This is a genomic window from Hylemonella sp. P2_B10, from assembly GCF_056404875.1.
In genome coordinates this window covers 24,991-48,936 of record NZ_JBFUDE010000006.1, presented here as the reverse complement: position 1 = coordinate 48,936, position 23,946 = coordinate 24,991, and the positions used below count along the sequence as shown (strand labels likewise).

The 23,946-nt window shown below is 66.6% G+C and carries 20 protein-coding genes; 11 read left to right on the top strand and 9 right to left on the bottom strand.

Translation table 11 applies throughout. The features are described 5' to 3' along the window. Nucleotides 1-61 precede the first annotated feature (61 nt). Nucleotides 62-673 (top strand): CBS domain-containing protein, encoded by a 612-nt coding sequence (locus AC1DX2_RS23020; RefSeq protein ID WP_477198759.1) that lies wholly within the window; start codon nucleotides 62-64, stop codon nucleotides 671-673. A 33-nt stretch (nucleotides 674-706) separates the two neighbouring features. Here the strand turns inward: AC1DX2_RS23020 and AC1DX2_RS23015 are convergent, their stop codons facing one another. Continuing rightward, nucleotides 707-1,417, bottom strand: a complete 711-nt coding sequence (locus AC1DX2_RS23015) for an SGNH/GDSL hydrolase family protein (RefSeq protein ID WP_477199042.1) — start codon at nucleotides 1,415-1,417, stop codon at nucleotides 707-709. A gap of 62 nt (nucleotides 1,418-1,479) precedes the next feature. Further along, nucleotides 1,480-1,959, bottom strand: coding sequence for a nuclear transport factor 2 family protein (locus AC1DX2_RS23010; protein WP_477198758.1), 480 nt, complete (start codon nucleotides 1,957-1,959; stop codon nucleotides 1,480-1,482). Between the two features lie 112 nt (nucleotides 1,960-2,071). On the opposite strand from AC1DX2_RS23010, the gene AC1DX2_RS23005 reads away from it, so the two are divergent. Together AC1DX2_RS23005 and AC1DX2_RS23000 are read left to right on the top strand one after the other, a co-directional pair. Continuing rightward, on the top strand, nucleotides 2,072-2,989 hold the full coding sequence (locus AC1DX2_RS23005; protein ID WP_477198757.1) for a LysR family transcriptional regulator: 918 nt from the start codon (nucleotides 2,072-2,074) through the stop codon (nucleotides 2,987-2,989). Between the two features lie 51 nt (nucleotides 2,990-3,040). Then, complete coding sequence (locus AC1DX2_RS23000; protein ID WP_477198756.1) at nucleotides 3,041-3,919, top strand: PA4780 family RIO1-like protein kinase; 879 nt, start codon at nucleotides 3,041-3,043, stop codon at nucleotides 3,917-3,919. On the opposite strand, the gene AC1DX2_RS22995 is transcribed toward AC1DX2_RS23000, so the two are convergent. The 4 genes from AC1DX2_RS22995 to AC1DX2_RS22980 form a co-directional block, all read right to left on the bottom strand. Then, the gene (locus AC1DX2_RS22995) at nucleotides 3,906-4,895 is read right to left on the bottom strand and encodes a hypothetical protein (protein WP_477198755.1); all 990 of its coding nucleotides are present in this window, start codon (nucleotides 4,893-4,895) and stop codon (nucleotides 3,906-3,908) included. The two genes, AC1DX2_RS23000 and AC1DX2_RS22995, sit on opposite strands and share 14 nt — an antisense overlap. Nucleotides 4,896-4,992: 97 nt before the next feature. After that, complete coding sequence (locus AC1DX2_RS22990; protein ID WP_477198754.1) at nucleotides 4,993-5,838, bottom strand: shikimate dehydrogenase; 846 nt, start codon at nucleotides 5,836-5,838, stop codon at nucleotides 4,993-4,995. A gap of 202 nt (nucleotides 5,839-6,040) precedes the next feature. Continuing rightward, complete coding sequence (locus AC1DX2_RS22985) at nucleotides 6,041-6,697, bottom strand: hypothetical protein (protein WP_477198753.1); 657 nt, start codon at nucleotides 6,695-6,697, stop codon at nucleotides 6,041-6,043. A 337-nt stretch (nucleotides 6,698-7,034) separates the two neighbouring features. Then, nucleotides 7,035-8,147, bottom strand: a complete 1,113-nt coding sequence (locus AC1DX2_RS22980) for a 5-methyltetrahydropteroyltriglutamate--homocysteine S-methyltransferase (RefSeq protein WP_477198752.1) — start codon at nucleotides 8,145-8,147, stop codon at nucleotides 7,035-7,037. A gap of 223 nt (nucleotides 8,148-8,370) precedes the next feature. Here AC1DX2_RS22980 and AC1DX2_RS22975 point away from each other — a divergent pair, with 223 nt between their 5' ends. The 6 genes from AC1DX2_RS22975 to AC1DX2_RS22950 all read left to right on the top strand — a co-directional run bounded on the left by AC1DX2_RS22975 (nucleotide 8,371) and on the right by AC1DX2_RS22950 (nucleotide 16,336). Beyond that, a complete protein-coding gene (locus AC1DX2_RS22975; RefSeq protein ID WP_477198751.1) occupies nucleotides 8,371-9,546 on the top strand; it encodes an ABC transporter substrate-binding protein in 1,176 nt (391 codons plus the stop codon). Nucleotides 9,547-9,632: 86 nt separating this feature from the next. Beyond that, nucleotides 9,633-10,508, top strand: coding sequence for a branched-chain amino acid ABC transporter permease (locus AC1DX2_RS22970; protein ID WP_477198750.1), 876 nt, complete (start codon nucleotides 9,633-9,635; stop codon nucleotides 10,506-10,508). Then, a complete protein-coding gene (locus AC1DX2_RS22965; protein ID WP_477198749.1) occupies nucleotides 10,505-11,521 on the top strand; it encodes a branched-chain amino acid ABC transporter permease in 1,017 nt (338 codons plus the stop codon). Before AC1DX2_RS22970 ends, AC1DX2_RS22965 begins: the two co-directional genes overlap by 4 nt. Continuing rightward, nucleotides 11,518-12,297, top strand: coding sequence for an ABC transporter ATP-binding protein (locus tag AC1DX2_RS22960; protein ID WP_477198748.1), 780 nt, complete (start codon nucleotides 11,518-11,520; stop codon nucleotides 12,295-12,297). Before AC1DX2_RS22965 ends, AC1DX2_RS22960 begins: the two co-directional genes overlap by 4 nt. Then, the gene (locus tag AC1DX2_RS22955) at nucleotides 12,290-13,036 is read left to right on the top strand and encodes an ABC transporter ATP-binding protein (protein ID WP_477198747.1); all 747 of its coding nucleotides are present in this window, start codon (nucleotides 12,290-12,292) and stop codon (nucleotides 13,034-13,036) included. The genes AC1DX2_RS22960 and AC1DX2_RS22955 overlap by 8 nt, the downstream gene beginning before the upstream one ends. A 63-nt stretch (nucleotides 13,037-13,099) precedes the next feature. Next, nucleotides 13,100-16,336, top strand: coding sequence for a tetratricopeptide repeat protein (locus AC1DX2_RS22950; protein ID WP_477198746.1), 3,237 nt, complete (start codon nucleotides 13,100-13,102; stop codon nucleotides 16,334-16,336). 15 nt (nucleotides 16,337-16,351) lie between these two features. Here AC1DX2_RS22950 and AC1DX2_RS22945 read toward each other — a convergent pair whose 3' ends face one another. Continuing rightward, nucleotides 16,352-17,554, bottom strand: coding sequence for a DSD1 family PLP-dependent enzyme (locus AC1DX2_RS22945; RefSeq protein ID WP_477198745.1), 1,203 nt, complete (start codon nucleotides 17,552-17,554; stop codon nucleotides 16,352-16,354). Between the two features lie 155 nt (nucleotides 17,555-17,709). Between AC1DX2_RS22945 and AC1DX2_RS22940 the strand changes: the two genes are divergently transcribed. Continuing rightward, a complete protein-coding gene (locus AC1DX2_RS22940; RefSeq protein ID WP_477198744.1) occupies nucleotides 17,710-19,557 on the top strand; it encodes a pentapeptide repeat-containing protein in 1,848 nt (615 codons plus the stop codon). A gap of 10 nt (nucleotides 19,558-19,567) precedes the next feature. On the opposite strand, the gene AC1DX2_RS22935 is transcribed toward AC1DX2_RS22940, so the two are convergent. Then, complete coding sequence (locus tag AC1DX2_RS22935; RefSeq protein ID WP_477198743.1) at nucleotides 19,568-21,007, bottom strand: aminotransferase-like domain-containing protein; 1,440 nt, start codon at nucleotides 21,005-21,007, stop codon at nucleotides 19,568-19,570. A 31-nt stretch (nucleotides 21,008-21,038) separates the two neighbouring features. Next, nucleotides 21,039-21,659: a LysE family translocator gene (locus AC1DX2_RS22930; RefSeq protein WP_477198742.1), complete on the bottom strand. Its 621-nt coding sequence runs from the start codon at nucleotides 21,657-21,659 to the stop codon at nucleotides 21,039-21,041. Between the two features lie 234 nt (nucleotides 21,660-21,893). On the opposite strand from AC1DX2_RS22930, the gene AC1DX2_RS22925 reads away from it, so the two are divergent. Continuing rightward, a complete protein-coding gene (locus tag AC1DX2_RS22925; RefSeq protein ID WP_477198741.1) occupies nucleotides 21,894-23,924 on the top strand; it encodes an alpha/beta hydrolase family protein in 2,031 nt (676 codons plus the stop codon). The last annotated feature ends 22 nt before the right edge of the window (nucleotides 23,925-23,946 follow it).

The following is a 23,946-nucleotide window of genomic DNA, read 5'->3' as shown; positions in this document are numbered from 1 at the left end:
ATTTACGCTGGCCACAATGGTTTATTTGCTGCCCGCCACGCGGGCCAAGGAGAAACCCGGCATGAGCGCAACCGTGAATGACACCCTGAGTTACAGGCCCTTACAGCAGACCCGCATCGCGGCCGATGGCTGTTACGTGCTGGAGGCCTTCAACCCGCCCCAGGTCACCGCCGATTCGGCCGCCATCCTGGCCATGACCGACCTGGCGCGCATGCCGTCCGCCACCATCACCCCCGACGCCAGCCTTGCCGACGCCAACCAGTCCATGGTGCTGCGCGGCGTGCGGCTGTTGCTGGTGGTGGTGGAGGGCAGCCGCATCGCCGGCGTGGTGACCTCGGTCGATGTGCTGGGCGAAAAGCCGTTGCTGGTGGCGCAAAGGCGCCAGAGCCGGCGCAACGAGTTGCGCGTGGCCGATGTGATGGTGCCGGTGGAGCAGATGGAGGTGTTGCGCATCGAAGACGTGCGCAAGGCCAATGTGGGCCAGATTGCCACCACGCTGATGGCTGATGGCCGCGCCCATGCGCTGGTGGTCGGCCAGGGGCCGGGCCCGCGCCAGTCGCTGCTGGGTATTTTTTCGGCCACGCAGATCGCGCGCCAGCTGGGCGTGCAGATACAGACGCATGAGACGGCCCGCACCTTTGCCGAGATCGAGGCGGTCATTGCCGGCGTGTGAGCCGGCTTTTCTTTGCGCCACCGGTGTGTGAGTTCAGCCACGCCAGCGCGTGGTGATGCAACCAGCCAGCGCCTGCGCCCACAGCGCATAGCCGTGCGGCCCGGGGTGAAAGCCATCCGTGGCCAGTGCGTCGCCGGGCTCGGCGGCCGGCAGGGGCAGCAGCACCCGCAGTGCCGGCGATGCTGCTCCGGGATGCAGTTGCGCGGCCAGGCGGCGGTTCATCTCACAAGCCCAACGGCCCAGGAACCAGCGCAGCGGCTGCGGCAACGCGCTGAAACTGTGCATGGGCGGCACCGCGCTGTGGATGACCAGGCGCGGCGCAAAGCGCTGCTGCACCAGCCGCGCCAACGCGTCTTGCAGCGCCAGCCAGCGCGTCGGCGCGCACAGGCCCGTGACGTCGTTGACCCCCACGCTGAGCACCACGACGTCAAACGCTTGCTCGGGGATCCCGGCCAGCGCGCGCACCAACCCAGCGGAGTCCAGCCCGGTGCTGGCCAGCAACTGCCATTGCAGCGAGAAATGCCGGCCCAGCAGCGGCACCAGCTGGCCGGACAAGGCCTGCTGCTGCGTGGCCGCGCCCACGCCAGCCGCTGCCGAGTCGCCGGCCAGCAGCAGGCGCAGTGGCGGCCCGCTGCCGTGGCTGCCTGCGCGCTCACCGGGCGGTTCGGGCAGCTTGGGCGTCACCCGGCGCACATGCCGGCCCTGCAGCCACAGCAGCGGCCCCAGCGCGCCCATCAGCGCCATCCGCTGCCAATCGGGCAAGGGCGGGGTGCTGGCGGTCGTGCCAGGGGCGGGCGCCTGTTGGCTCACAGCCCCAGGTCGCTCAGGCTGGGGTGGTCGTCCGGCCGCCGGCCTTGCGGCCAGTGGAATTTGCGCTCCGTGGCGTCTATCGCCAGGTCGTTGATGCTGGCGTAGCGGTAGGCCATGTAGCCCTCGGGGCTGAACTGCCAGTTTTCGTTGCCGTAGGAGCGCCACCACTGGCCCTGCGCGTCGTGCCACTCGTAGGCGAAGCGCACCGCGATGCGGTCGCCGTCAAACGCCCACAGCTCCTTGATCAACCGATATTCCAGCTCCTTGGCCCATTTGCGCGTCAGGAATTCCTCAATCTGCGAGCGCCCACGCGGAAACTCCGCGCGGTTGCGCCACTGGCTGTCGGGCGTGTAGGCCATGGCCACGCGCTGCGGCTCACGCGTGTTCCAGGCGTCTTCGGCCATGCGCACCTTCTGGATGGCGGTCTCGCGGGTGAAGGGCGGCAGCGGCGGGCGGGGGGCTTCAGACGCGCTCATGCAAGGGTCTCCTTACGGGTGGGATGGTTGTCACACAGTGTCACTTGAATGCATTGTGCGCCACCTAGAATGCCTGTTATTCGCAAGAGATTATTCCTGCAACTGCAACAATATGGACCGCTTTCACCTGATGAACGTGTTCGTTGCCGTGGTGGACTCCGGCGGCCTGGCCGGCGCCGGGCGCAAGCTGGGCATGTCGCCGCCGGCCGTCACCCGGGCCATGGCCGAGTTGGAGGCCAGCGTGGGTGCGCGGTTGCTGGCGCGCACCACCCGCGTCGTGCGCGTCACCGAGGCCGGCGCGCGTTATGTGGAGGATTGCCGGCGCATCCTGGCCGACGTGGACATGGCCAACGAGTCGGCAGCCGGCGTGCACGCCGAGCCGCGTGGCCGCATCACCATCACCGCGCCCATGCTGTTCGGGCGCATGCACGTGACGCCCATCGTCACCGACTACCTGCGCCGCCACCCGCACACCAGCGCCGCCTGCTGGTTCCTGGACCGCATGGTCAACATCGTGGAAGAGGGCGCCGACGTGGCCGTGCGCATTGGCGAGCTGCCGGATTCCTCGCTGCAGGCGATTGCCGTGGGCAGCGTGCGCCGCATGGTGTGCGCGTCGCCCGCTTACCTGGCGCAGCATGGCAGGCCGCAGCAGCCGCAAGACCTGGCCGCGCACACGCTGATCTCGGCCAATGCCGTCACGCCCATGCCGGAGTGGCGCCTGGTGGAAAAGCGCACCGGCGAGGCGCGCAATGTGCGCACCGCGCCGCGCCTGCTGACCACCACCAACGACTCGGCCATCGCCGCCGCCGTCAGCGGCTTCGGCCTGACCCGGGTAATGAGCTACCAGGTGGCCGACGAACTGCAGTCCGGCGCCTTGCAGGTGGTGCTGGAAGACTTTGAGCCAGCACCGGCCCCCGTCCACGTGGTGCACCGCGAAGGGCGCTACGCGTCGGAAAAGGTGCGCAGCTTTCTGGACCTGGCGATCGCACGGCTGCGCGACAACGCGTCGTTGAATCCGGCGGGGCCGTAGCTTTTGACCCTGGGTTGAGGTGCTGCACGCCTTGCAAGGCACAATGGCCGCATGAAACCACCCGCGCGGCTGCAGAGCCTGGTAGAAGAAGGCCTGATCGACACCGTGGTGCGCCAGCTGATGAGTGGCAAGGAGGCCGAGGTGTATGTGGTGCGCTGCGGCGCCGAGACCCTGTGCGCCAAGATCTACAAGGAAGCCACCCAGCGCAGCTTTCGCCAGGCGGTGGACTACACCGAAAACCGCAAGGTCAAGAACTCACGCCAGGCCCGCGCCATGGCCAAGGGCACACGCTACGGCCGCCAGGCCACCGAAGCCGCCTGGCAAAGCGCCGAGGTGGACGCGCTGCACCGGCTGGCTGCCGCCGGCGTGCGCGTGCCCCGGCCGCACGACTTCTTTGAAGGCGTGCTGCTGATGGAGCTGGTGACGGACGCCCACGGCGACGCCGCCCCGCGCCTGAACGACGTCGCTTTCACCCCCGAGCAGGCGCGCCAGCACCACGCCACGCTGCTGCAGGAAGTGGTGCGCATGCTGTGCGCGGGCGTGGTGCATGGCGACCTGTCGGAGTTCAACATCCTGTTGGGCACCGGCAGCGACGGCCAGCCCAGCCCGGTCATCATCGACCTGCCGCAGGCGGTGGACGCCGCCGGCAACAACCATGCGCAACGCATGCTGCTGCGCGACGTCCACAACCTGCGCGACTTCTTCGGCCGCTTCGCCCCCGAGCTGCTGCCCACGCGTTATGGCGAAGAGATCTGGAGCCTGTACCAGCGCGGCATCCTGGGCCTGGACACGCCGCTGACCGGCCAGTTCGCCGGCCCCAAAGGCCCCGCCGATGTGGGCGCCGTGCTGCGCGAAATCAAGGACACCGAGGCCGACGAGGCGGCGCGGCGCCTGCGCATGGCCGCAGCCGCTGGGGTCACGCCCAGGTGATCTGGTAGTCCAGCGAGTGCCCGATGCGCTCCGAGAAGCGGGCGACCGATTTGGACGCCATCCGCTCGGCCAAACCCACCGGTATGTGCGCGACGAGCCAGTTGCCCATGCCCGGGGGGTCGCCTGCCAGCGTGCGCGGGCCCGAGGTGGGCGTATAGCCCACGGTCGCCTCCAGCTTGTCGGCCTTCAGCAGCAGGTCGTACAGGTGGCGGAACAGGATGAAGACGGAGTCGTTCTGGTGCGCCGCCCAGTTCGCCACCGGCAGGAAGTCCACCATGTGGATCAGGTGGTAGTTCAGCCCGATCCAGAAATCCCGGCCAGCCATGGTGATGGGCGCGTTGTCGATCACGCGGTGGAACGAGATGGAGGTCAGCGCGTCGGCGCGGTGGGCGTTGTCTTGCAGCTCCTGGCGCAGCGGCCCGACCAGCAGCAGCCGCAGCACGGAGGGGAAGGCCTCCACCTGCGTCCACTCGTCGGGCGTCATCAGCTGGCGCAGCGCCGGGATCTTGTCGGCCGTCATCGCAAACGTGTTGGTGCTGGTGCCCAGGATGGAGTGCAGGAACAGCACCAGCGGCGAATGCCCGGGGTAGTGCTGCACGCTGTACTCGTAGCAGAAGTACAGGTGGTCGAGGAAGGAGCCGTCGGCGTGCTCGACGTCGAAGTCGCACTCGCTCACCAGGAACTGCATCAGCGCCGGGTCGATCGGGGGCAGCGGGCGCCCCGCGCGGGCGGCGTCGTACTCGGTCTGCACCGCCTGGGCGGCCGCGGCGTCCCAATGGGCCTCGATGCCCACCCGGGTGTTCATCACGAAGCGGGCGGCGTTGCCCTCCAGGGTCTTGAAGATGGTGCGGTCGAGGTCGAAGTTGGGGATGGGCTCGACGCGCACCTTGCCGTTGTGCTCCAGGGCGGCGCCGCGGGCGATGGCAGCCTTGCGCTGGGTGGTGGGGTCGGGACGCTCGGCGGCGGACTGCTTCATGGTTGGGAACCTCGGCGACTTCTCGCTGTGTCTGTGTGCACGAGGGACAGTGCCGCCGTGCGTTCGCGGGCAGTTTAGCGCAGCCACTGCCTGTGGTCTAGAACGTCGCGTGCACAGCCCGCAGCAGTTCCGGCGTGATCTCGGGCAGCACGCCAAACCAGTGCTGAAACGCCAGCCGCGCCTGGTTCAGGAGCATGCCCAGGCCGTTCACCGTCGGGTTGCCGCGCAAGCGGGCGGCGGCCAGCAGCGGCGTTTCCAGCGGCACATAGACGATGTCGGACACCAGCGCGTGCGCCGGCAGCTTGTCCAGCGAAATGTCCAGCGCGTCCTGCCCCTTCATGCCCTGGCTGGTGGTGTTGACCAGCAGCGCTGCGCCATCCAGCGCGTCATGCCGCTGCTCCCACGGCAGCGCGCGCACCGGTGCACCGAATTCGGCCGCCATGGCCAGCGCCTTGTCGGGGCTGCGGTTGAGCAGCCGTATCTCCTTGGCCCCCCGGTCGGCCAGGCTGACGATGACGGCGCGTGCCGCCCCACCCGCGCCCAGCACCACCGCTGGCCCGGCGTCGGCACGCCAGCAGCCCTGCGCGTCCAGCAGGCTCTGGATATACCCGAGGCCATCCGTGTTGTAGCCCTTCAGTTCACCGGCAGGTGACACCACGATGGTGTTGACAGCCCCAATGCGCCGCGCCAGCGGCTCAATGTGGTCCACCAGCGCCATCGCCTCGACCTTGTGCGGAATGGTCAGGTTGCAACCCGCAAAGCCCAGCGCCGACAAGCCGCGCAGCGCATCACCCAGGCGCTCAGGCGGCACCGGCAGCAGCACATAGCGGCCGTTGAGCCCCAGTTCGCGGATCCAATGGTTGTGAATGGCCGGCGACCGCGAATGCGCCACCGGATGGCCCATGACGCCGGCCAGGATGAAGGGTTTGTCGTTCGTGCTCATGCGACGCCAATGGTAACTTCAGACGTGGCATGGAATGCGGGTGCATGCTGGCGTGGCTGGTTGGCTAGGATCAGGCCGCCACGGCACTCCGCTCCGCGGCTGTCCCCCGGCCCTGCGGGCCTCCTCCTTGATGCCGCTGCGCAGAGTGCCATGACGTCCTGATCCTGCGGAGGAAGTGTGCGAGCGGCTCTGCCGGGCCCTCTTACTTAGGCTTGCGGTCCGCGGTCAAAGCGTCGAAGACCATATCCCGAACCGCCGCCAAGTTATGAACAGATGCTTCTTCCAGGCGATACGAGACAATTTGACCATCCCAAGTATTGGAGTACACCCGTTGGTTCAGGTTGTCGACCAGAACTGATCCCATGGTTGTCCCTGGACCAGAGTTAACAACCATTTGAGAATTGCGCCATGGTCCAACAAACGTGTGTTCCAAGGTTTTTTCTGCGCTTTCAAATCGTTCACCTGAGTGGGCTACAGCGTGGCGAACCGCAAAAAGGTTTGGGAAGTCGTCCAAAAGCTTTTTTCGAGCCATTCCGATTTCTTTGACACGCTCCTCCATCACCAGTTTTGTCAGCTTGGCGGACAAGGAAATCAAGCCATCGAGCGTTCTTAGAAAATTAAACAAAGTGAGGGCACCATCCCGACCAGCTATGGCCACCCAACCATCAACAATCTCTAGCGTGAGATCTGCCTGGGCATCATTGGGATCGTTCTCAAATTCGCTGCGCGCTTGTGCGTGCACTGCCGCAATATGTTCGTAGAGTTGCATTGCCGCCTCAAAGGCGCGAACATAGTAGTTCAGCATGGCAGCGGATGTTCTAATTTTTATAGCTATGTCTTGATCCTCGACGTCAACCAAGTCAAGAACGTGGGGTTCGTGCCGATGAAAATTGGGCATCGCACCACTGGGTGTGGTCCCCGTGGCTCGATGTCCGAAAACAGTCAGCATGCTTGCAGATGGTGGCGTTTGGACTGACTTAGGTTTGGGCTGCCTAGGCATTTCGCGATGCTATCAGCCATGCGGTCAAGCTGCTGACTGAGCGTAGGCGTTTTGCGGTAGGCCCGTCAACGACCCCGATGTCGCTGGGGCGTGTGGCGCAGCGGCATCAAGGAGGAGGGCCGAAGGCCTGGGGGACAGCCGCGGAGCCACACGCACCAGCGGCGTCGGCAGCGAGCGAACTAAGCCGCGTCTGCGGTCAGTCCGCGCCCCACATCTCCCGAGCAGTCTCGACAACGAGACGCAGCTTCGCCCGCTGGGCTTCCACCGCGATGTTGTTGCCATGCACCGTGCTGGAGAAACCGCACTGCGGCGACAAGGCCAGCTGCTCCATGGGCGCGTAGCGGGCGGCATGGTCTATGCGGCGCTTCAGCTCGTCCTTGTCTTCCATCTCGCCAAACTTGGTCGTCACCAGGCCCAACACCACCGTCTTGCCCTTGGGCAGGAAACGCAGCGGCTTGAAATCGCCCGAGCGGTCGTCGTCGTATTCGAGGAAATAGGCGTCCAGGTCCATCTCCTTCAGCAAGGCTTCCGCCACCGGCTCGTAGTTGCCTGCGGCGGCGTGCGTGCTCTTGAAGTTGCCCCGGCACAGGTGCATGGCCAGCAGCATGCCCGGGGGCTTTTGCGCCACCACCTTGTTGATGAACTGGGCGTAACGGTGCGGCAGCTCGTTGGGGTCGTCACCGCGCTGGCGGGCCGCCTCGCGCATCTTCTCGTCGCACAGATACGCCAGGTTGGTGTCGTCCATCTGCACATAGGTGCAGCCGGCGGCAGCCAGCGAGTGCAGCTCTTCGCCATAGGCCTTGGCCACGTCGTCGTAAAACGCGGGGTCGAGCTCCGAGTAGTGTTCGCGGCTGATGCCGGCGCGCCCGCCGCGGAAATGCAGCATGGTGGGCGAGGGGATGGTCACCTTGGGTGTGCAACCCGCCGCCACCTGGCTCTTCAGGTATTCAAAATCGGCGCGCTGGATGTCTTTCACATGGCGCACCTTGTCGATGACGCGCATCACCGGCGGCGCCAGCTCTTGCGTGCCGTCGGGCTTTTGGATGGTCACCGGGATGTCGGTCTTCACCCCGCCCAGCTGCTCCAGGAAGTCGATGTGGAAGTAGGTGCGGCGGAACTCGCCATCGGTGATGCTTTTCAGGCCCACATCCTGCTGGAACTTCACCGCTTCCGTGATGGCCTTGTCCTCCACCACCCGCAGCTGTTCGGGCGTGATGGCGCCGCGCGCCTTGTCCTCGCGGGCTTGCAACAGGTAGGCGGGGCGCAGCAGGCTGCCTACGTGATCGTAACGGGCGGGTAGCTTTTGCATAGGGGTCTCTTCGGTTGGCGAACGGCGGGTTTAGGAGGTATTGTTGAGCAGGGGGCCATGCAACAATGGCGCCGCGGTTATTGTGATGCGCCTGTGGCCCGGGTGGGCGCCGCCTTGGCTCCAGCTGCTATTGCAAACTGCTATATCTAAAAGTCTAAAACACCGCTTGTGGAATAACGCAAGCCCCCCGACACTTCCGCAAAACCCAAGCATTGGAGACACCATGAAAAAACGCCTGTTCCTCAGCGCCACCGTGGCAGCCGTGGGTGCGCTGTGCGCCAGCGCCGCGCTGGCCCAGGACGCTAACACCTTCAAGATCGGCCTGATCCTGCCCATGACCGGCCAGCAGGCCACCACCGGCAAGCAGATCGAGGCGGCGGCCAAGCTGTACATGGCGCAAAACGGCGACATGGTGGCCGGCAAGAAGGTGGTGCTGATCGTCAAGGACGACACCAGCGTGCCTGATGTCACCAAGCGCCTGGCGCAGGAGCTGGTGGTCAACGACAAGGTCAACGTGCTGGCGGGCTTTGGCATCACGCCGTCAGCCATGGCCACGGCACCCATCGCCACCCAGTCCAAGACGCCGCAGGTGGTGATGGCGGCGGCCACCTCCAGCATCACCGAGGCGTCGCCCTACATCGTGCGCACCAGTTTCACGCTGCCGCAGGTGTCGGTGGCGCTGGCCGACTGGGCGCCCAAGAACGGCATCAAGCGCGTGGTCAGCCTGGTGTCCGACTACGGCCCCGGCATCGACGCCGAAAAATTCTTCAATGCCCGCATGGCGCTCAACGGCGGCACCGTGGTAGAGGCGCTGCGCGTGCCGCTGCGCAACCCCGATTTCGCCCCCTTCCTGCAAAAGGTTCGCGACGCCAAGCCGGACGCGCTGTTCGTCTTCGTGCCCTCGGGCGCTGGCGCTGCGGTGATGAAGCAGTTCCTGGAGCGCGGCATGGACAAGGCCGGCATCAAACTGATCGCCACCGGCGACGTGACCGATGACGACCAGTTGAACGACATGGGCGACGGTGCCCTGGGTGTGGTCACCTCGCACCACTACTCGGCGGCCCACCCCTCGGCCACCAACAAGAAGTTCGTCGAGGCCTTCCAGAAGGCCAACAAGGGCATGCGCCCCAACTTCATGGGCGTGGGCGGCTACGACGGCATGCGCGTGATCTACGAGGCGTTGAAGGCCACCAAGGGCAACGGCGGTGGCGACGCGCTGCTGGCGGCCATGAAGGGGCAGATCTTCGAAAGCCCGCGCGGCCCGGTCTACATCGACGCGCAGACGCGCGACATCGTGCAAAACGTCTACTTGCGCAAGGTCGAGAAGAAGGACGGCCAGCTGTACAACGTGGAGTTCGACGTCATCAAGGACGTCAAGGACCCCGGCAAGGCGAAGTAAGCCTTCTTCCCCTGTTTCTGCTTGCTAGCGGAGCCGCCCATGCGCGATGATGTGGCGGCTTCCCCCGGTGTTGCCTTTTTGAATCCATGCTGACCATCCTCTTCGACGGCATTGCCTACGGCATGCTGCTGTTCATCCTGGCCGTGGGGCTGGCCGTGACCATGGGGCTGATGAATTTCATCAACCTGGCGCACGGCGCCTTTGCCATGATGGGCGGCTACATCACCGTGCTGGCGATGCAGAAGCTCAATGTGCCTTTCCTGTGGTGCCTGCCGCTGGCCTTTGCCGGCGCCGCGCTCATCGGCGGCCTGGCCGAGCGGCTGCTGTACCGCCGGCTGTACCACCGGCCGCACCTGGACCAGGTGCTGTTCTCCATCGGCCTGGTGTTCATGGCGGTGGCGGCGGTGGACTATTTCGTTGGCTCCAGCCAGCAGATCCTGCAACTGCCCGAGTGGCTGAAGGGCCGCACCGAGCTGGGCAGCGGTGCGCTGATGCTGGGCATGGGGCATTACCGGCTGTTCATCATCGCCGTCTGCGCCGCGCTGACGGTGGCGCTGCAGTATGTGCTGGCGCGCACCCGCTTTGGCAGCCGGTTGCGCGCGGCGGTGGACGACCAGCGCGTGGCGGCGGGCATGGGCATCAACGTCAACATCATCTTCCTGTCCACCTTCGCCTTCGGCTCCGGCCTAGCAGGCCTGGGCGGCGCTTTAGGCGCCGAGGTGCTGGGCATGGACCCGGCCTTTCCGCTGAAGTACATGATCTACTTTCTGATCGTCGTCGCCGTGGGCGGTACCTCGTCCATCACTGGCCCGCTGCTGGCGGCGCTGCTGCTGGGCATTGCCGATGTGGCCGGCAAGTACTACATCCCCAAGCTGGGCGGCTTCATCGTCTACACGTTGATGATCGCGCTGCTGATCTGGCGGCCCCAGGGCCTGTTCGTGCGCAAGGGGGGAAAGGCATGAACCCGAACGTGCAACATAGCGGCGAAGTTGCTCAAGCAGCGCTCTTGCGCAGCAGCCGCTGGCGCTGGTGGGAACCGTTGTTCTGGCTGGCCGCGCTGGCCTCGCCCTGGCTGCTGAGCAGCCAGGCGCTGATCATCAACGAGGTGGCCATCGTGGCGCTGTTCGCGCTGTCGCTGGACTTGATCCTGGGCTACGCCGGCATCGTGTCACTGGGCCAGGCCGCCTTCTTCGGCCTGGGCGGTTACGCGGCGGCGTTGTTTGCCAAGCTGGTGATGCCCGACCCGCTGGTGGGCCTGCTGTTTGGCACCGTGTGCGCCATGGCGCTGGGCGCGGTGTGTTCGCTGACCATCCTGCGCGGCAACGATCTGACGCGGCTGATGGTGACCATGGGCGTGGCGCTGATCCTGGCCGAAATCGCCAACAAGCTGGACTGGCTGACCGGCGGCGCCGACGGCCTGCAAGGCGTGGTGATGGGCCCGCTGCTGGGCCGCTTCGAGTTCGACCTCTATGGCCAGACCGCCGCCAGCTACTCCCTGGTGGTGCTGCTGCTGGGCTTCCTGCTGGCGCGCCGCCTGGTGCATTCACCGCTGGGTGCCACGCTGAAGGCCTTGCGCGACAATCGGTTGCGCGCCATGGCCATCGGCATACCGGTCTCTGCGCGCCTCAGCCTGGTCTATACCGTGGGCGCCGCGCTGGCCGGCGCGGCCGGCGCGCTGCTGGGGCAGACCTCGGGCTTTGCCTCGCTGGAGCTGTTCGAGTTTCACCGCTCGGCCGACCTGATGCTGATGCTGGTGGTGGGCGGCGCCGGCTGGCTGTATGGCGGCGTGCTGGGCGCGGTGGTGTTCAAGCTGCTGCAGCACCATCTGTCGGCCATCACGCCGCAATACTGGACCTTCTGGCTCGGCCTGTTCCTGGTGCTGCTGGTGCTGGTGGGGCGCGACCGGCTGGTGCGGCCGTGGACGTGGTTCCGCCGTGGCGGCGCTGACGCAGGCCAGCAAGGAGGCCACTCATGAGCGGCACGGATACCAACAGCACCGTGCTCGCCGCACAAGGTTTGGTGATGCGCTTTGGCGGCATCACCGCCACGCAGGACGTCACGCTGAACCTGCAGCGCGGCGCCCGCCACGCGCTGATCGGCCCCAACGGCGCCGGCAAGACCACGCTGATCAACCTGCTGACCGGCGTGCTGCAACCCAGCGCCGGCCGCATCCTGCTGCAGGGTGAAGACATCACCACCCTGGCGCCGCACCGCCGGGTGCGCCGTGGGCTGGTGCGCACCTTCCAGATCAACCAGCTGTTCGACACGTTGACACCGCTGGAAACCCTGGCGCTGACCGTGTCGCAGCACCAAGGCCTGGGCCTCAAATGGTGGCAGCCGCTGGGCAAGAGCCGCGCCGTGGCGCAGCGCTGCGAAGAGCTGCTGGCGCAGTTTCACCTGACCGCGCAGATGAACCAGCCTACCCGGCTGCTGCCCTACGGCAAGCGCCGGCTGCTGGAGATCGCCATTGCGCTGGCCTGCGAGCCGCGCGTGCTGCTGCTGGACGAGCCGGTGGCCGGCGTGCCGGCCGGCGAGCGCGAAGAGCTGCTGCAAACCGTGGCCGCGCTGCCCGACGATGTGTCAGTGCTGCTGATCGAGCACGACATGGACTTGGTGTTCAGCTTTGCCAAGCGCGTCACCGTGCTGGTCAACGGCGCGGTGCTGACCGAGGGCGACCCGGTGGCGATTGCCAACGACCCGCAGGTGAAGGCCGTGTACCTGGGCCATGGTGAGGAGGCCCACCATGGCTGATTTGCTGCAAGTCGAGAATCTGAGCGCCGGCTACGGCGAAGCGGTGATCCTGAACCACATCTCGTTCACGCTGCCGCAGGGCGAGACGCTGGCGCTGCTGGGCCGCAACGGCACCGGCAAGACCACGCTGATGGACACGTTGGCAGGCGCCACGCGCCAGCACGGTGGCAGCCTGCGCCTGATGGGCGATGGCCCCGACGCGCCGATGCTGGATCTGGCCAAACTGCCCTCGCACGAGCGCGCCGCCGCCGGCATAGGCTGGGTGCCGCAGGAGCGCAACATCTTCAAGTCGCTGACGGTGCATGAAAACCTCACCGCCGTGGCCCGCCCCCCGCGCGCCGGCAGCCCGCACAAGCCCTGGACGCCCGAGCGCGTGTACGAGATGTTTCCGCGCCTGGCCGAGCGCAAGGGCAACCTGGGCACGCAGCTGTCGGGCGGCGAGCAGCAGATGCTGGCCGTGGGCCGCGCGCTGGTGCTCAACCCCAAGCTGCTGCTGCTGGACGAGCCGCTGGAGGGCCTGGCGCCCATCGTGGTGGAAGAGCTGCTGCGCGCCATTGCCCGCATCACCCGCGACGAGGGCCTGAGCGCCATCATCGTCGAGCAGCACCCACAGGCCATCCTGGCCATCTCGCACCGCGCCGTGGTGCTGGACCACGGCAGCGTGGTGCACAGCGGCCCGGCCCAGGCGCTGCGCGATGCACCCGAGCTGCTGGACAAGCTGCTGGGCGTGGCGCGCTGAACTGGTGGCCGGCCGCGTGGCCGTCTGCCCGGACACGCGGCCGTCTGCCGTGATAATTTGGGCATGACTGATACACCTGCGCCTGCGCCGGCCGCCACCTTGACCCTTGACCAGATTTTCCAGCAGGCCATCACCCACCATCAGGCCGGGCAGTTGCCCGAGGCCGAGCGCCGTTACCGCGCGATTTTGCAGGCGCAGCCCCAGCATGGCGACGCCAACCACAACCTGGGCATCCTGGCCGTCAGCCTGGGTCAGGCTGCTGGCGGCCTGCCGTATCTGACGGCAGCGCTGGAGACCAACCGTGTCCACAGGCAGTACTGGCTCAGCTACCTTGATGTGTTGGCCAAGCTTGGCCGCGGCGCCGAAGCGCGCGTGTCGCAGGCGGTGATGCACCGGGAGTTTGGCCGCTACAAAGATTCCGCCGAGGTGCTGCAAGCCTGGCTGGCAGAGCACCCGCAAGACGCGGGCGCGCACGCGTTGCTGGCCTATGCGTTGTCGCTGGGCCAGCAGGAGTCCGCGGCGTGGCAGGCGCTGGACGCGGCGCTGACCCTGGATGCGACCCTTCCCGTGGTCAGGCTCACCCACGCGCGCTTGTTGCTGAGGCAGGGCAAGGTGGAAGAGTCCTTGAGGGCCGCGCTCGCCGCGCACCAGTCTCGCCCCGGTGATGCCGAGGCCCAGCTGGTGCTGGCGACGGCATGGATGGCGGCGAAACAGGACCAGCACGCCCGGCCGCTGCTGGATGGCGCGCTGCAGGCCCGCCCCAACTATGCCGAAGCGCTGGGCCAGCGCGCCGTGCTGAAACAGCGCAACGGGGACTTCGTGGGCGCCCGCCAGGATGCCGAACAGGCCGTGGCCCTCAAGCCGCATCTGACACCGCTGTGGGGCGTCGTCGGGGCGCTGCGCCACCACTTCAAGGACCTTCAGGGCGCCATTCAAGCGCTGGAAAAAGCCCTTGAAGGGGAGCCCGCCGCGATCGACCACCTGCTCAGCCTGGGCGAGTTCAAGCAACAGGCGGGACAGTTGGATTCCGCGGTCGCCGTGCTGCAACAAGCCACCGAGCACCATCCCACCCATGTCGCCGCATGGACCCATCTTGGCAACGCGCTGCACCAGATGGGGCGCAAAGGCGACGCCAGGGCGGCCTACACCAAGGCGCTGGCCCTTGCGCCCAGGCAGGCGGAGGTGCTCAGCAACCTGGGTTTCATGGCGACGAACGAGGGCCAGCTGGACGAGGCCATGGCCTACCTTGAGCAAGCGCTGGCACTGCAGCCGGACAACCCCGTCTTCATGGCCAACCACTTCGCCGTGCTGCAGGCGCTGGAGCGCCATGACGATGCCGAGGCGCTCGCCAGGCGGATGGTGCAAGTGGCCCCGGCGTACGTGACCGGGCATCTGGCGCTGGCCAGCGTGCTGACAGCCCAAAAGCGCTACGTTGAGGCGCAAGCCACTCTGGATCTGTTACCCAGATCCGGGGCCATGGACGCCAAGGATTTGCAGCAGCTGGGCCTCAGCTATGGCAACCTGTTTGGCGCCCAGCAGCGCTGGGGTGAGGTGGAGGCCTGGATGCGGCGCGTGTTGCAGGCCACCCCCGACGACCGGCAGGCGCTCAACATGCTCGCAAACTGCCTGTTGTCCCAAGGACAAGCCATCGACGAGGCGCTGGACATCATGCTGCGGTCCTTGACGCTGGAGGAGAGCGACGAGGCGAAGCGGCTGTTCATCGTCTGTGTGAAGACCTTGCCGTCATTTCGGGCCAATGAGTCCCTGCGCCAGTTCCTGACGCACGCCATCGAACAGCCCTGGGAGATGCCCACCACCTGCGCGGCTCCGAGCATTGCGCTGCTCAAGGAAACACCCGGGCTGAGGGACTGCATCGCACGCGCGTCGCAGGCCTGGCCGAAACGACTGGGCGCGCAAGACTTGTTCGGCGCCGACGCCCTGGCCGCCCTGGCTGGCGACCGGCTATTGCACGCCGTGCTGGTCACCATGCCGGTGTGCAGCCTGGAGTTGGAGTGCTGCCTCACCATGGCGCGCCAGGTGATGCTGCAGGCCGTGATGCCTGGCGAGCCAGCGCCTGCCATCGATATGGCCGGCGCCTTGGGTTTCTGGTGCGCCTTGGCCAGGCAGTGTTTTGTCAACGAATACGTGTTTTCGCCCACCGATGCCGAACTGCTGGCCGCAACCGATCTGCGGGCCTTATTGGTTGATGCCCTGGAGCGCGGCGCCGACATTCCCCAGCTTTGGCCCGTTGCGGTGGCGGCGTATTTCCCGCTGATGAGCCTGGCCCATGCGCAGCGGCTGCTGCAGCGGTCCTGGCCCGACGAGGTCATGGCCGTGCTGGTGCAGCAGGTTGCCGAGCCGCTTGCCGAGCGGCAGTTGCGCCAGTCCATCCCCTGCCTGACGCCGATTGAGGACCAGGTGTCGTTGCTGGTGCAAAGCCAGTATGAAGAAAATCCCTACCCGCGTTGGGTCAGCATCGCGGCCACAGGCAAGCCCAAGAGAGTGGGCGCGGAGCTGCTGAGGCTGTTTCCATTGTCCGGCTTCCAGCCGTCGGACATGTTCAACAACCCCGAGGTATTGATCGCCGGCTGCGGTACCGGCCAGCATTCCATTCTGACGGCGCAACGTTTCCAGGCGGCAAGGGTGCTGGCCGTGGACTTGAGCATGTCCAGCCTGAGCTACGCCAAACGCAAGACCGGTGAATTGGGCCTGTCGCACGTGACCTACGCGCAGGCTGACCTGCTGCGCCTGGGGGCGCTGGACCAGCGCTTTGATGTCATCGAATCCGTCGGTGTGCTGCATCACATGGACGACCCCTGGCTGGGCTGGCGCACGCTGTTGTCCGTGTTGCGGCCCAAAGGCGTCATGCGGCTGGGCTTCTACAGCGAGGCGGCACGCAGCGGCGTGGTTCGCGGGCGCGCGCGCATTGCCGAGCGAGCCTATCCGCCCACGCCAGAGGGCGTGCGCCAGTGCCGGCAGGACCTGATTCAATTGGACAAGGGCGACAGCTTTGGCGGCGTGATGACGACCATCGACTTCTACTCCGTCAGCGCCTGCCGCGACCTGCTGTTCAACATCCAGGAGCACCGCATGACGCTGGACAGCATCGCCGCCTTCCTGCGCGAGCACGATCTGAGCTTCCTCGGCTTCGAGCTCAACCCGGTGGTCGTCGCTGCCTACAGGCAGCGCTTTCCAGAGGACCCCGCCGCCACCGATCTCGGCCGGTGGCAGGCCTACGAGCGCGAGAACCCGGACACCTTCTTCGGCATGTACCAGTTCTGGGTGCAGAAAAACAGCTAGTCGGCGCCGGGGGCCTCAGCCCAGCACGCCGCGCGCGTCCACCGCAAACACCTGCGTCACCCGCCCGGAGGTCAAGCCACCGCTGACGCCCAGCATGTGGTCGTGCAGGTTCACCGTCGGGTCGCAGTGGCCGGGGATCAGCCACACCGTGTCGTCCAGCGCCGGCAGCAGGCCGCCGCCGCCGTCTGCCGGGTACAGCACGCCATGCTCGTCGCTGGCCTTGGCATACACCAGCGGCGTGTGGCCCGGCTGGTTCAGCACCGCCGGCATGCCGGTGTCAATCGCATGGCTCTTGTGCCCGGCATCGCACACCACCCGGCCCGGCGCCGCGCTGATGATGCTGCCCTTGACGAACAGCGCGTGCTCAAAGGCCGGCTGCGCCGCGTCCCAGCGGTTGGCGGCATAGTCCGCATCCATGAACAAGAAGGAGCCGGCCTGCAGCTCGCCATACACGCCGCTGGCCGCCTCGTTCACCATGGTGCCGGTGCCAGCGCCGGTGACCATGGGCACGTCCATGCCATTGGCCTCCAGCAGCGCCACGGTTGCTTTCAACTGGGTCAATGCCTGGCCCACCGCCTGCTGGCGCTCGGCCGGCGTGCGCAGGTGCTGCGCATGGCCCAGGTAGGCCTGCAGGCCGGCAAAGTGCAGCCGGTCCGGGTGCCGGTCGATCAGCCACGCCAGGGCCAGCACCGGGTCGCCCGGCGCCACGCCGCAGCGGTCTTGCCCCACGTTGACTTCCACATACACGTCGATGGCGGCGTCGCCGCCGTCACCCTCGCCAGCCAGGCGCCCGGCGTCCTGCATGGCCTGCGCCAGCCGGGTGACGCCCAAGGCGCTGTCCACCGCAATGCCCAGCCGCCCGCCGGCGCCGGCCAGCTTGTGCGCCAGCCAGGCCACGCGCGCCAGCTTGGGCACGGCCAGCACCTCGTTGGTGATGAAGATGTCGCGCATGCCGCCCTGGGCCATGGCCTCGGCCTCGCCCACGGTCTGCACGCACACGCCCACCGCGCCGTGCGCCACCTGCATGCGCGCCAGGGCCGAGCACTTGTGCATCTTGGCGTGCGCGCGCCAGCGCACCCGGTGCTGGGCGGCAAAGTCGGCCATGCGCAGCAGGTTGCGCTGCATGGCGTCGAGGTCGATCACCAGCGCCGGGCTGTCTATGGCGTGCACGCTCTCGCCGACCAGGGCCAGCAGGTGGGGGGGGATGATATCCAGCATGGGGCAACTGTACACAATCCCCTCGGGCGGCCGTCGACGAGCTCCAGCAGGTTTCCGACCGCATCCAAGGACTATGGACAAGCCTCTGTGTATGATTTACCCGCGATCGAACAAGAACCACTGCGTGGTTGCGTTTCGGCTCTTCAGGGGGAAACATGAACACCGGAAAACCGGCTTGCCGGCTTGGCGCAAAGCTGGCCTTGCTTTTCGTCCTCAGTGCTTTCGCGCGCTTCGCAAGTGCTTGCTCGTGTTCGCCCATCTCAACCGAGCAGTTGCTGGAATCTTCGGCGCTAGTTTTCCGAGGCACCGTTACCGGAATTGAGGCAACAGGAACCGTTGCCCGCTTCAGTGTCAGCCAGCAATACAAGGGCATGCCGGTGGGCGATACGGTGGCCATCGTGTTCGGCAGCGGGCGTCGCGATACCTGCAGCACCACGTTCAGGGTGGGGCAGATGGAGATCGTTTTCGCCCATCGTTGGCGCGACAAGGATGGCCACGATGTGTTTGCCACCGGTATGTGCTCCCTCAGAAGTCCGCGCGAACCTCAGCCGGCGCTCGACACCTATGCAGCAAAGGTCGATGCCGCGAAGGGCCTGGTGGAGCAATCCCCCGTTTCCGCCCAGCGCTGGGATTCTTTGGCCAACGTCTATGAGTTGGCCAAAGACCACGCTTCCGCGCTGGACGCACTGCAACACCTGCGCGCGTTGTCCGGCGACGCCGTGAACACGTTGGTTCGTATCGGAGAGGCGGAGATGGCCCTGGAGCGCCTGGAGCAGGCGCTGTCCAGTTTCCAATCGGCATTGGTCAAGGACCCGGCTTATGACGCGGCCCGGCGAGGGCGTAACCAGGCGCTGCTGAAGCTGCGCTTGAGCAAGGAATTGCCGTCGGGCGAGCGCGATTTCGCAGGAATGCTGATGGGGGCGCCGAATTTCAGCGGCAAGAACATGGCCGGTGCTGACTTCAGCAAGGCGCGCATGGGCGGGGCACGATTTGAGTCTGCTGACCTGTCGGGCGCGCTGTTTGTGGGGTCCGATGTCTACAAAGTGAACTTCAAAGGTGCAGATCTGCGCGGGTCCAACTGGATGGGAGTGAGGACCTATGAGAGCAACTTCACAGACGCTGATCTGACGGCGGCCAATCTGACCGACGCGGACCTTCGTCTTGGCAATTTCTCCGGCGCCAACCTGACTGGCGCACGGCTAACGGGCGCCAAGGCCGAGAGTGCAGTTTTTTCAAAAGCGGTTTTGCGGGGTGCCATCTTCGCCCGCGCCTATCTCCATGGCGCCGACTTCACGGATGTTGATTTGTCGGGACAGGACCTGAGTGGCCTGGAAATGCAGGGTGCCCGGTTTACCAACGCCAAGCTTGTCAACGCCAATCTGGCGGGTGCCTACTTTGCGGGGCCTACGCTGCCGCACCGCGGCAACGAGGCATTGCACGGCCCCGGTCGCTCTGCGGACTTCCGCGGAGCGGACCTGACCGGCGCCCGTTTGGATGGTGCCGATTTGCGTTATGCCTTGTTCGACTGCAATACGCGTTGGCCTGCGGGCTTTCAACCTGCGATACACCCGTTGCTGCCCGTTAGTTCCCGCGCCTGCCCCGTCCCATTTCGGACAACACTGTTTACAGACCCGCCGGTGTTGCGGGAAGTGGAAGGGCGGATTGGTGGTGAAAGGGCGGAGGTCAGGGGGCCTAAGATGGAAGGCCTGGACTTTACCGGCATTAACTTGGCTGGGGCACACCTGAGCGGCTTCAGCTTCTGGCGCGTGAAATTCATCGGTGCGGTGCTGGTAGGGACCGACCTGCGTAATGCGAGCTTACAAGGGTCCGACTTCTCGGACGCCGACTTGCGTCAGGCTGATGCCAGCGGTGCCAACTTTTGGGGGGCCAAGCTCACGGGTGCCAAGTTGGACGGAGCCAAGTTGCAGGGAGCTTGGTACAGTGCCCAGACCGTGTGGCCGGCCGGCTTTGATCCTGCCAAGGCCGGGGCGTTACTGCAGTAGACCTGCGTGGTCACTGCAACGCCACCCGCTTGATCGTCGCCCGCGCGCCGGCCACCGACTGCAGCCGCTCGCGCAGGTAGTCCGCCAGCCGCGGCTGCTGGCCAAACGCCACGTTGAAGCGCAGGTGCGAATCAAACGCCTTGTCGGCAGAAAACGTGCTGCCGCGCGCCAGCAAGATCTTGTTGCGGTAGGCGTCCTGCACCAAGAGGCCCGTGTCCACCCCCTCAGGCAGCGCGCCCCACAGGAACAGGCCGCCTTCGCCCGGGTGGTCCAGCTGCATGCCGGCTGCAGTCAACTGGCGGGCGCAGTTCAGGCGCGCCTTCAGCAGCCGGGCCTGCAGCCGGTCCAGGTGCTTGCGCCAGCGGCCGGCGGCCAGCACCTCCAGCATCACGTATTCGTTCAGCGCGGCGGTGGTCAGCACGCTGTAGATTTTTTCGCGCAGCAGCACCTTCAGCAGCGCCGGGTCAGCGGCCATGTAGCCCAGGCGTATCGCGGGGCTGAGCGCCTTGCAGAAGCTGGAGTAGTAGATCACCCGCTCCAGCCCCGACAGGCTGGCCAGCCGCACCGCGTGGCCGGGGTGAAAGTGGCCTTGCACGTCGTCCTCGGCAATCAAAAAGCCATGCTGCTGCGCCAGCACCAGCACCTTGTGCAGGTTGGCCGCGCTGCTGCCCCAGCCGGTGGGGTTGTGCAGCACGGTCTGGATGAACAGCAGGCGCGGGCGGTGCGCCACGCAGGCGGCCTCCAGCTGGGCCAGGTCCACCCCATCAGGCCGGCGCGCGATGGGGATGACGCGGTAGCCGTCCTTGCGCAGCCGCTCAAACATCAAAAAGTAACCCGGGTCTTCCACCAGCACGGTGTCGCCCGGCTGCAAAAAGGCGCGGCAGATCAGGTCGATGGCATGCGTGCCGCCATAGGTGGTCAGCACCCGGCCGGCATCCACGGCAATGCCCATGCCGCGCAGCACCAGCGCAATGCGCTCGCGCAGCTCGGGCAGGCCCTGCGGTGGGCAGCGCGAGGCCATGCCGGCCGTGCTGCGCGCCAGGCCGCGCTGCACGGCGGCGGCGGGCACGGCGTCTTCCAGCCAGGTGGGCGGCAGCGCGCCGCTGCTGGCCAGCAGCACGCCCTGGCGCTGGTCGTGCGCCTGCTGGGCCAGCCACACGCCGTCCTGCTCCTCGCCGGCCTCCAGCGCCTGCGCCTCGGGGAAGCTGGGCGCGCGCTGCTCGTTGACGAAATAGCCCGCAGTGCCGCGCGAATCGATCAGCCCCAGCGCCACCAGCCGGTCATACGCCGTCACCACCGTGTTGGGACTCACGGCCAGTTGCGAAGCGAGTTGGCGGATGGACGCCAGCCGCGCGGCTGGCGGCATCTGGCCACTTGCGATCAGCTCGCGCAGGCGCAGCTCGATCTGGTCGGCCAGTGGCGTGGGGGAGGAGCGGTCCAGCGAGAACATGGCGCCAGCTTAACCGAGGCAGCGCTCCCGTTCACACCAGGAAGCTGATGGCCAGCACCACCAGCGCCGCGCCCATGCTCAGGTTGAACAGCCGGCGCTGCAGCGGGTTGGTCAGCCAGCGGCGGATCAGCATGCCAAACAGCGCCCACATCGACGCGCTGGGGAATCCGATCACCAGCCCGATCACCGCCACCAGCAGCGCCGCCAGCGGCGTGGGCATGCCCGAAGGCATGAACACCGTGGCCAGCGTGATGGCCTTCACCCAGCTCTTGGGGTTGATGGCCTGGAACAGCGCCGCCTGCATGAAGCTCAGCGGCTTGCCCTCGCGGTTGGCCTCGCTGACCGAGGCGCGGCTCAGCTGCCAGGCCAGCACCACCAGGTACAGCGCGCCGGCAATGCGCAGCACCTGGTGCAGCACCGGGAATTCGGTGAACAAGGCACCCAGGCCCAGGCAGGTCAAAAACGTCTGCAGCGCCACGCCGCTGTTGGTGCCCAGAATCTGCGGCAGCGCGCGGCGGTAGCCAAAGTTGGCGCCCGATGCGGCCAGCATCACGTTGTTGGGCCCCGGTGTGCTGGACATCACGAAGCAATAGGTCATCAAGGGCAGCAGGTCGGTGAACATCATGGTCTCGCAGAGTACGGGCTCCATCATGCGGATGCTTCGCTCTGGAGCGAAGATACAAACGCTTACTGTGCCAACGCGCTGTATCAGTCCAGGCACTCACACAGCGCGGCGTGTGACGGCGCGCACAACCCACAGCACTCAGCCGGTTTGAAATGTGCGTTTTGGCCCTACAGTTGAGCCTACATAAATTCGCCCGCATGCCGACCCCACCGGCATGCAGGGACGCAAAGCAGGGACGGCGGGGTTTTTCTCTCTTTCATCATGAATGCAATTCAAGCAATGAAGAAGCGCGCCTTCTTCTTTTTGGCGCTGGCGTTTGCCGGCCTGTCTGCCACTGTGGCTGACGCACAGGTGCCCACACCGGCCGGTGCGCCGGTGCCGCTAGAGCTTTTTTTCGGCCCGCCCGCGTTGCAGCGCGCGCAGCTGTCGCCCAGCGGCCGCTTCCTGGGCTCGCTGGTGCACGGCGCCTCGGGCCGCGTCAACATCCAGGTGCTGGACCTGGACGGCGTGGAGCCACCCCGCGTGGTGCAAGCCTCCGCCGCCGACGATGTGTACTGGTTCCAATGGGTCAGCGACGACTGGCTGGTGTTCAACCTGGACGACGCCGACGCCAAGCGCGACGCCTTCCGCGGCCCCGGCCTGTTTGCCATGCGCCGCGACGGCGCCGACCTGCGCATGCTGATCTCGCGCGCGCCCGACACGGCGATGGACGTGCGCGGGGTGCGCGCCGGGCCGCTGAACACGCTGTCGCCCAGGTTCCGCTACCTGGGCCTGGGCGCACCCGGCAGCCTGACGGTGATCCTGGGTGAGAACGAAAGCGACGTCGGCTACGAATACAGCCACACCCGCTTTCGCGCGCTGAACATCGTCACCCGCCAGTGGGAACGCATTGGCGAAGACGCCCCCAAGGCCTCCGGCTGGCTGTTTGACGCCCAGGGCCGCCTGCGGCTGGTGAGGCAGCGCACCGACATGCAGATCAAATACCTGTGGAGCGACCTGGACGCCGCCGGCAAGCCCGGCCCCTGGCGCGAGATCGCCACCATGAAGGCGCTGGACGAGCCCTGGTCCCCCGCCTACATCGACCAGCGCGGCGACCTCTACGTCACCACCTTCGACGCCCAGGGCTTCACCGAGCTGCGCAGGTTTGACACCGCCGCGCGCAAGCCGGCCGACCAGGTCTTGCTGACCACGCCCGGCTTCACCACCGACGTCTCCAGCATCACCAGCGTGCCCGGCGGGCCGGTGGTGGGCGCCCGCCTGGCGGTGGACAGCGCCACCACGGTGTGGTTTGACCCCAAGCTCAAGGCCCTGCAAGACCGCGTGGACGCGCGCTGGCCCGGCCGCGTGAACCTGATGCAGTGCCGCCCCTGCGACGACCCGAAACGCGTGCTGGTGTTCTCTTACGCCGACACCGACCCCGGGCAGTTCCTGCTGTTCTACCCGGCCAAGAACGAATGGCAGCACCTGGGCGCCATGCGCCCCGACATCGACCAGGCCCGGATGGCGCGCAAGGACTTTGAGCGCATCCCCGCGCGCGACGGCCGCGACCTGCCGCTGTGGATCACCCACACCAGCGCCAAGGGGGCGCCACCCGCACCGGCCGTGGTGCTGTTGCACGGCGGGCCGCACATGCGCGGCACCTCGTGGCTGTGGGACAACGAGGCGCAGTTCCTCGCCTCGCGCGGCTATGTGGTCATCGAACCCGAGTTTCGCGGCAGCACCGGCTATGGCGAGCAGCACTTCCGCGCCGGCTGGAAGCAGTGGGGCACCGGCATGATCGACGACATCACCGATTCGGTGCGCTACGCCGTCAAGGCCGGGCTGGTGGACGCCAAGCGCGTCTGCGTGATGGGCAGCAGCTACGGCGGCTACGCCTCGCTGATGAGTCTGGTGAAAGAGCCGGACATGTACCGCTGCGGCATCGCCCACGCCGCCATCAGCGACCCGCGCAACCGGTATGACTTCTTCTGGTCCGACCTGTCCAGCTACGGCCGCAAGATCGTCATGCCCATCCTGATGGGCGACCCGGTTGCCGATGCCGCCATGATGCTGGCCACCTCGCCGGTGGAGCAGGTGGCCAGCATCAAGGCGCCCGTCCTGCTGATGCACGGCGACAGCGACTACCGCGTGCCGCTGGAAAACGGCGAGCGCATGCGCGACGCCCTCAAGCGCGCCGGCAAAGACGTGGAATGGGTGGTCTACCAGGACGAAGGCCACGGCTTCGCCAAGCTTGCCAACGAGCAGGATTACTGGCGGCGCATCGAGGTCTTCCTGGCCAAGCACCTGAAGTGACGCGCGCGGCCGGGCGGCCGTG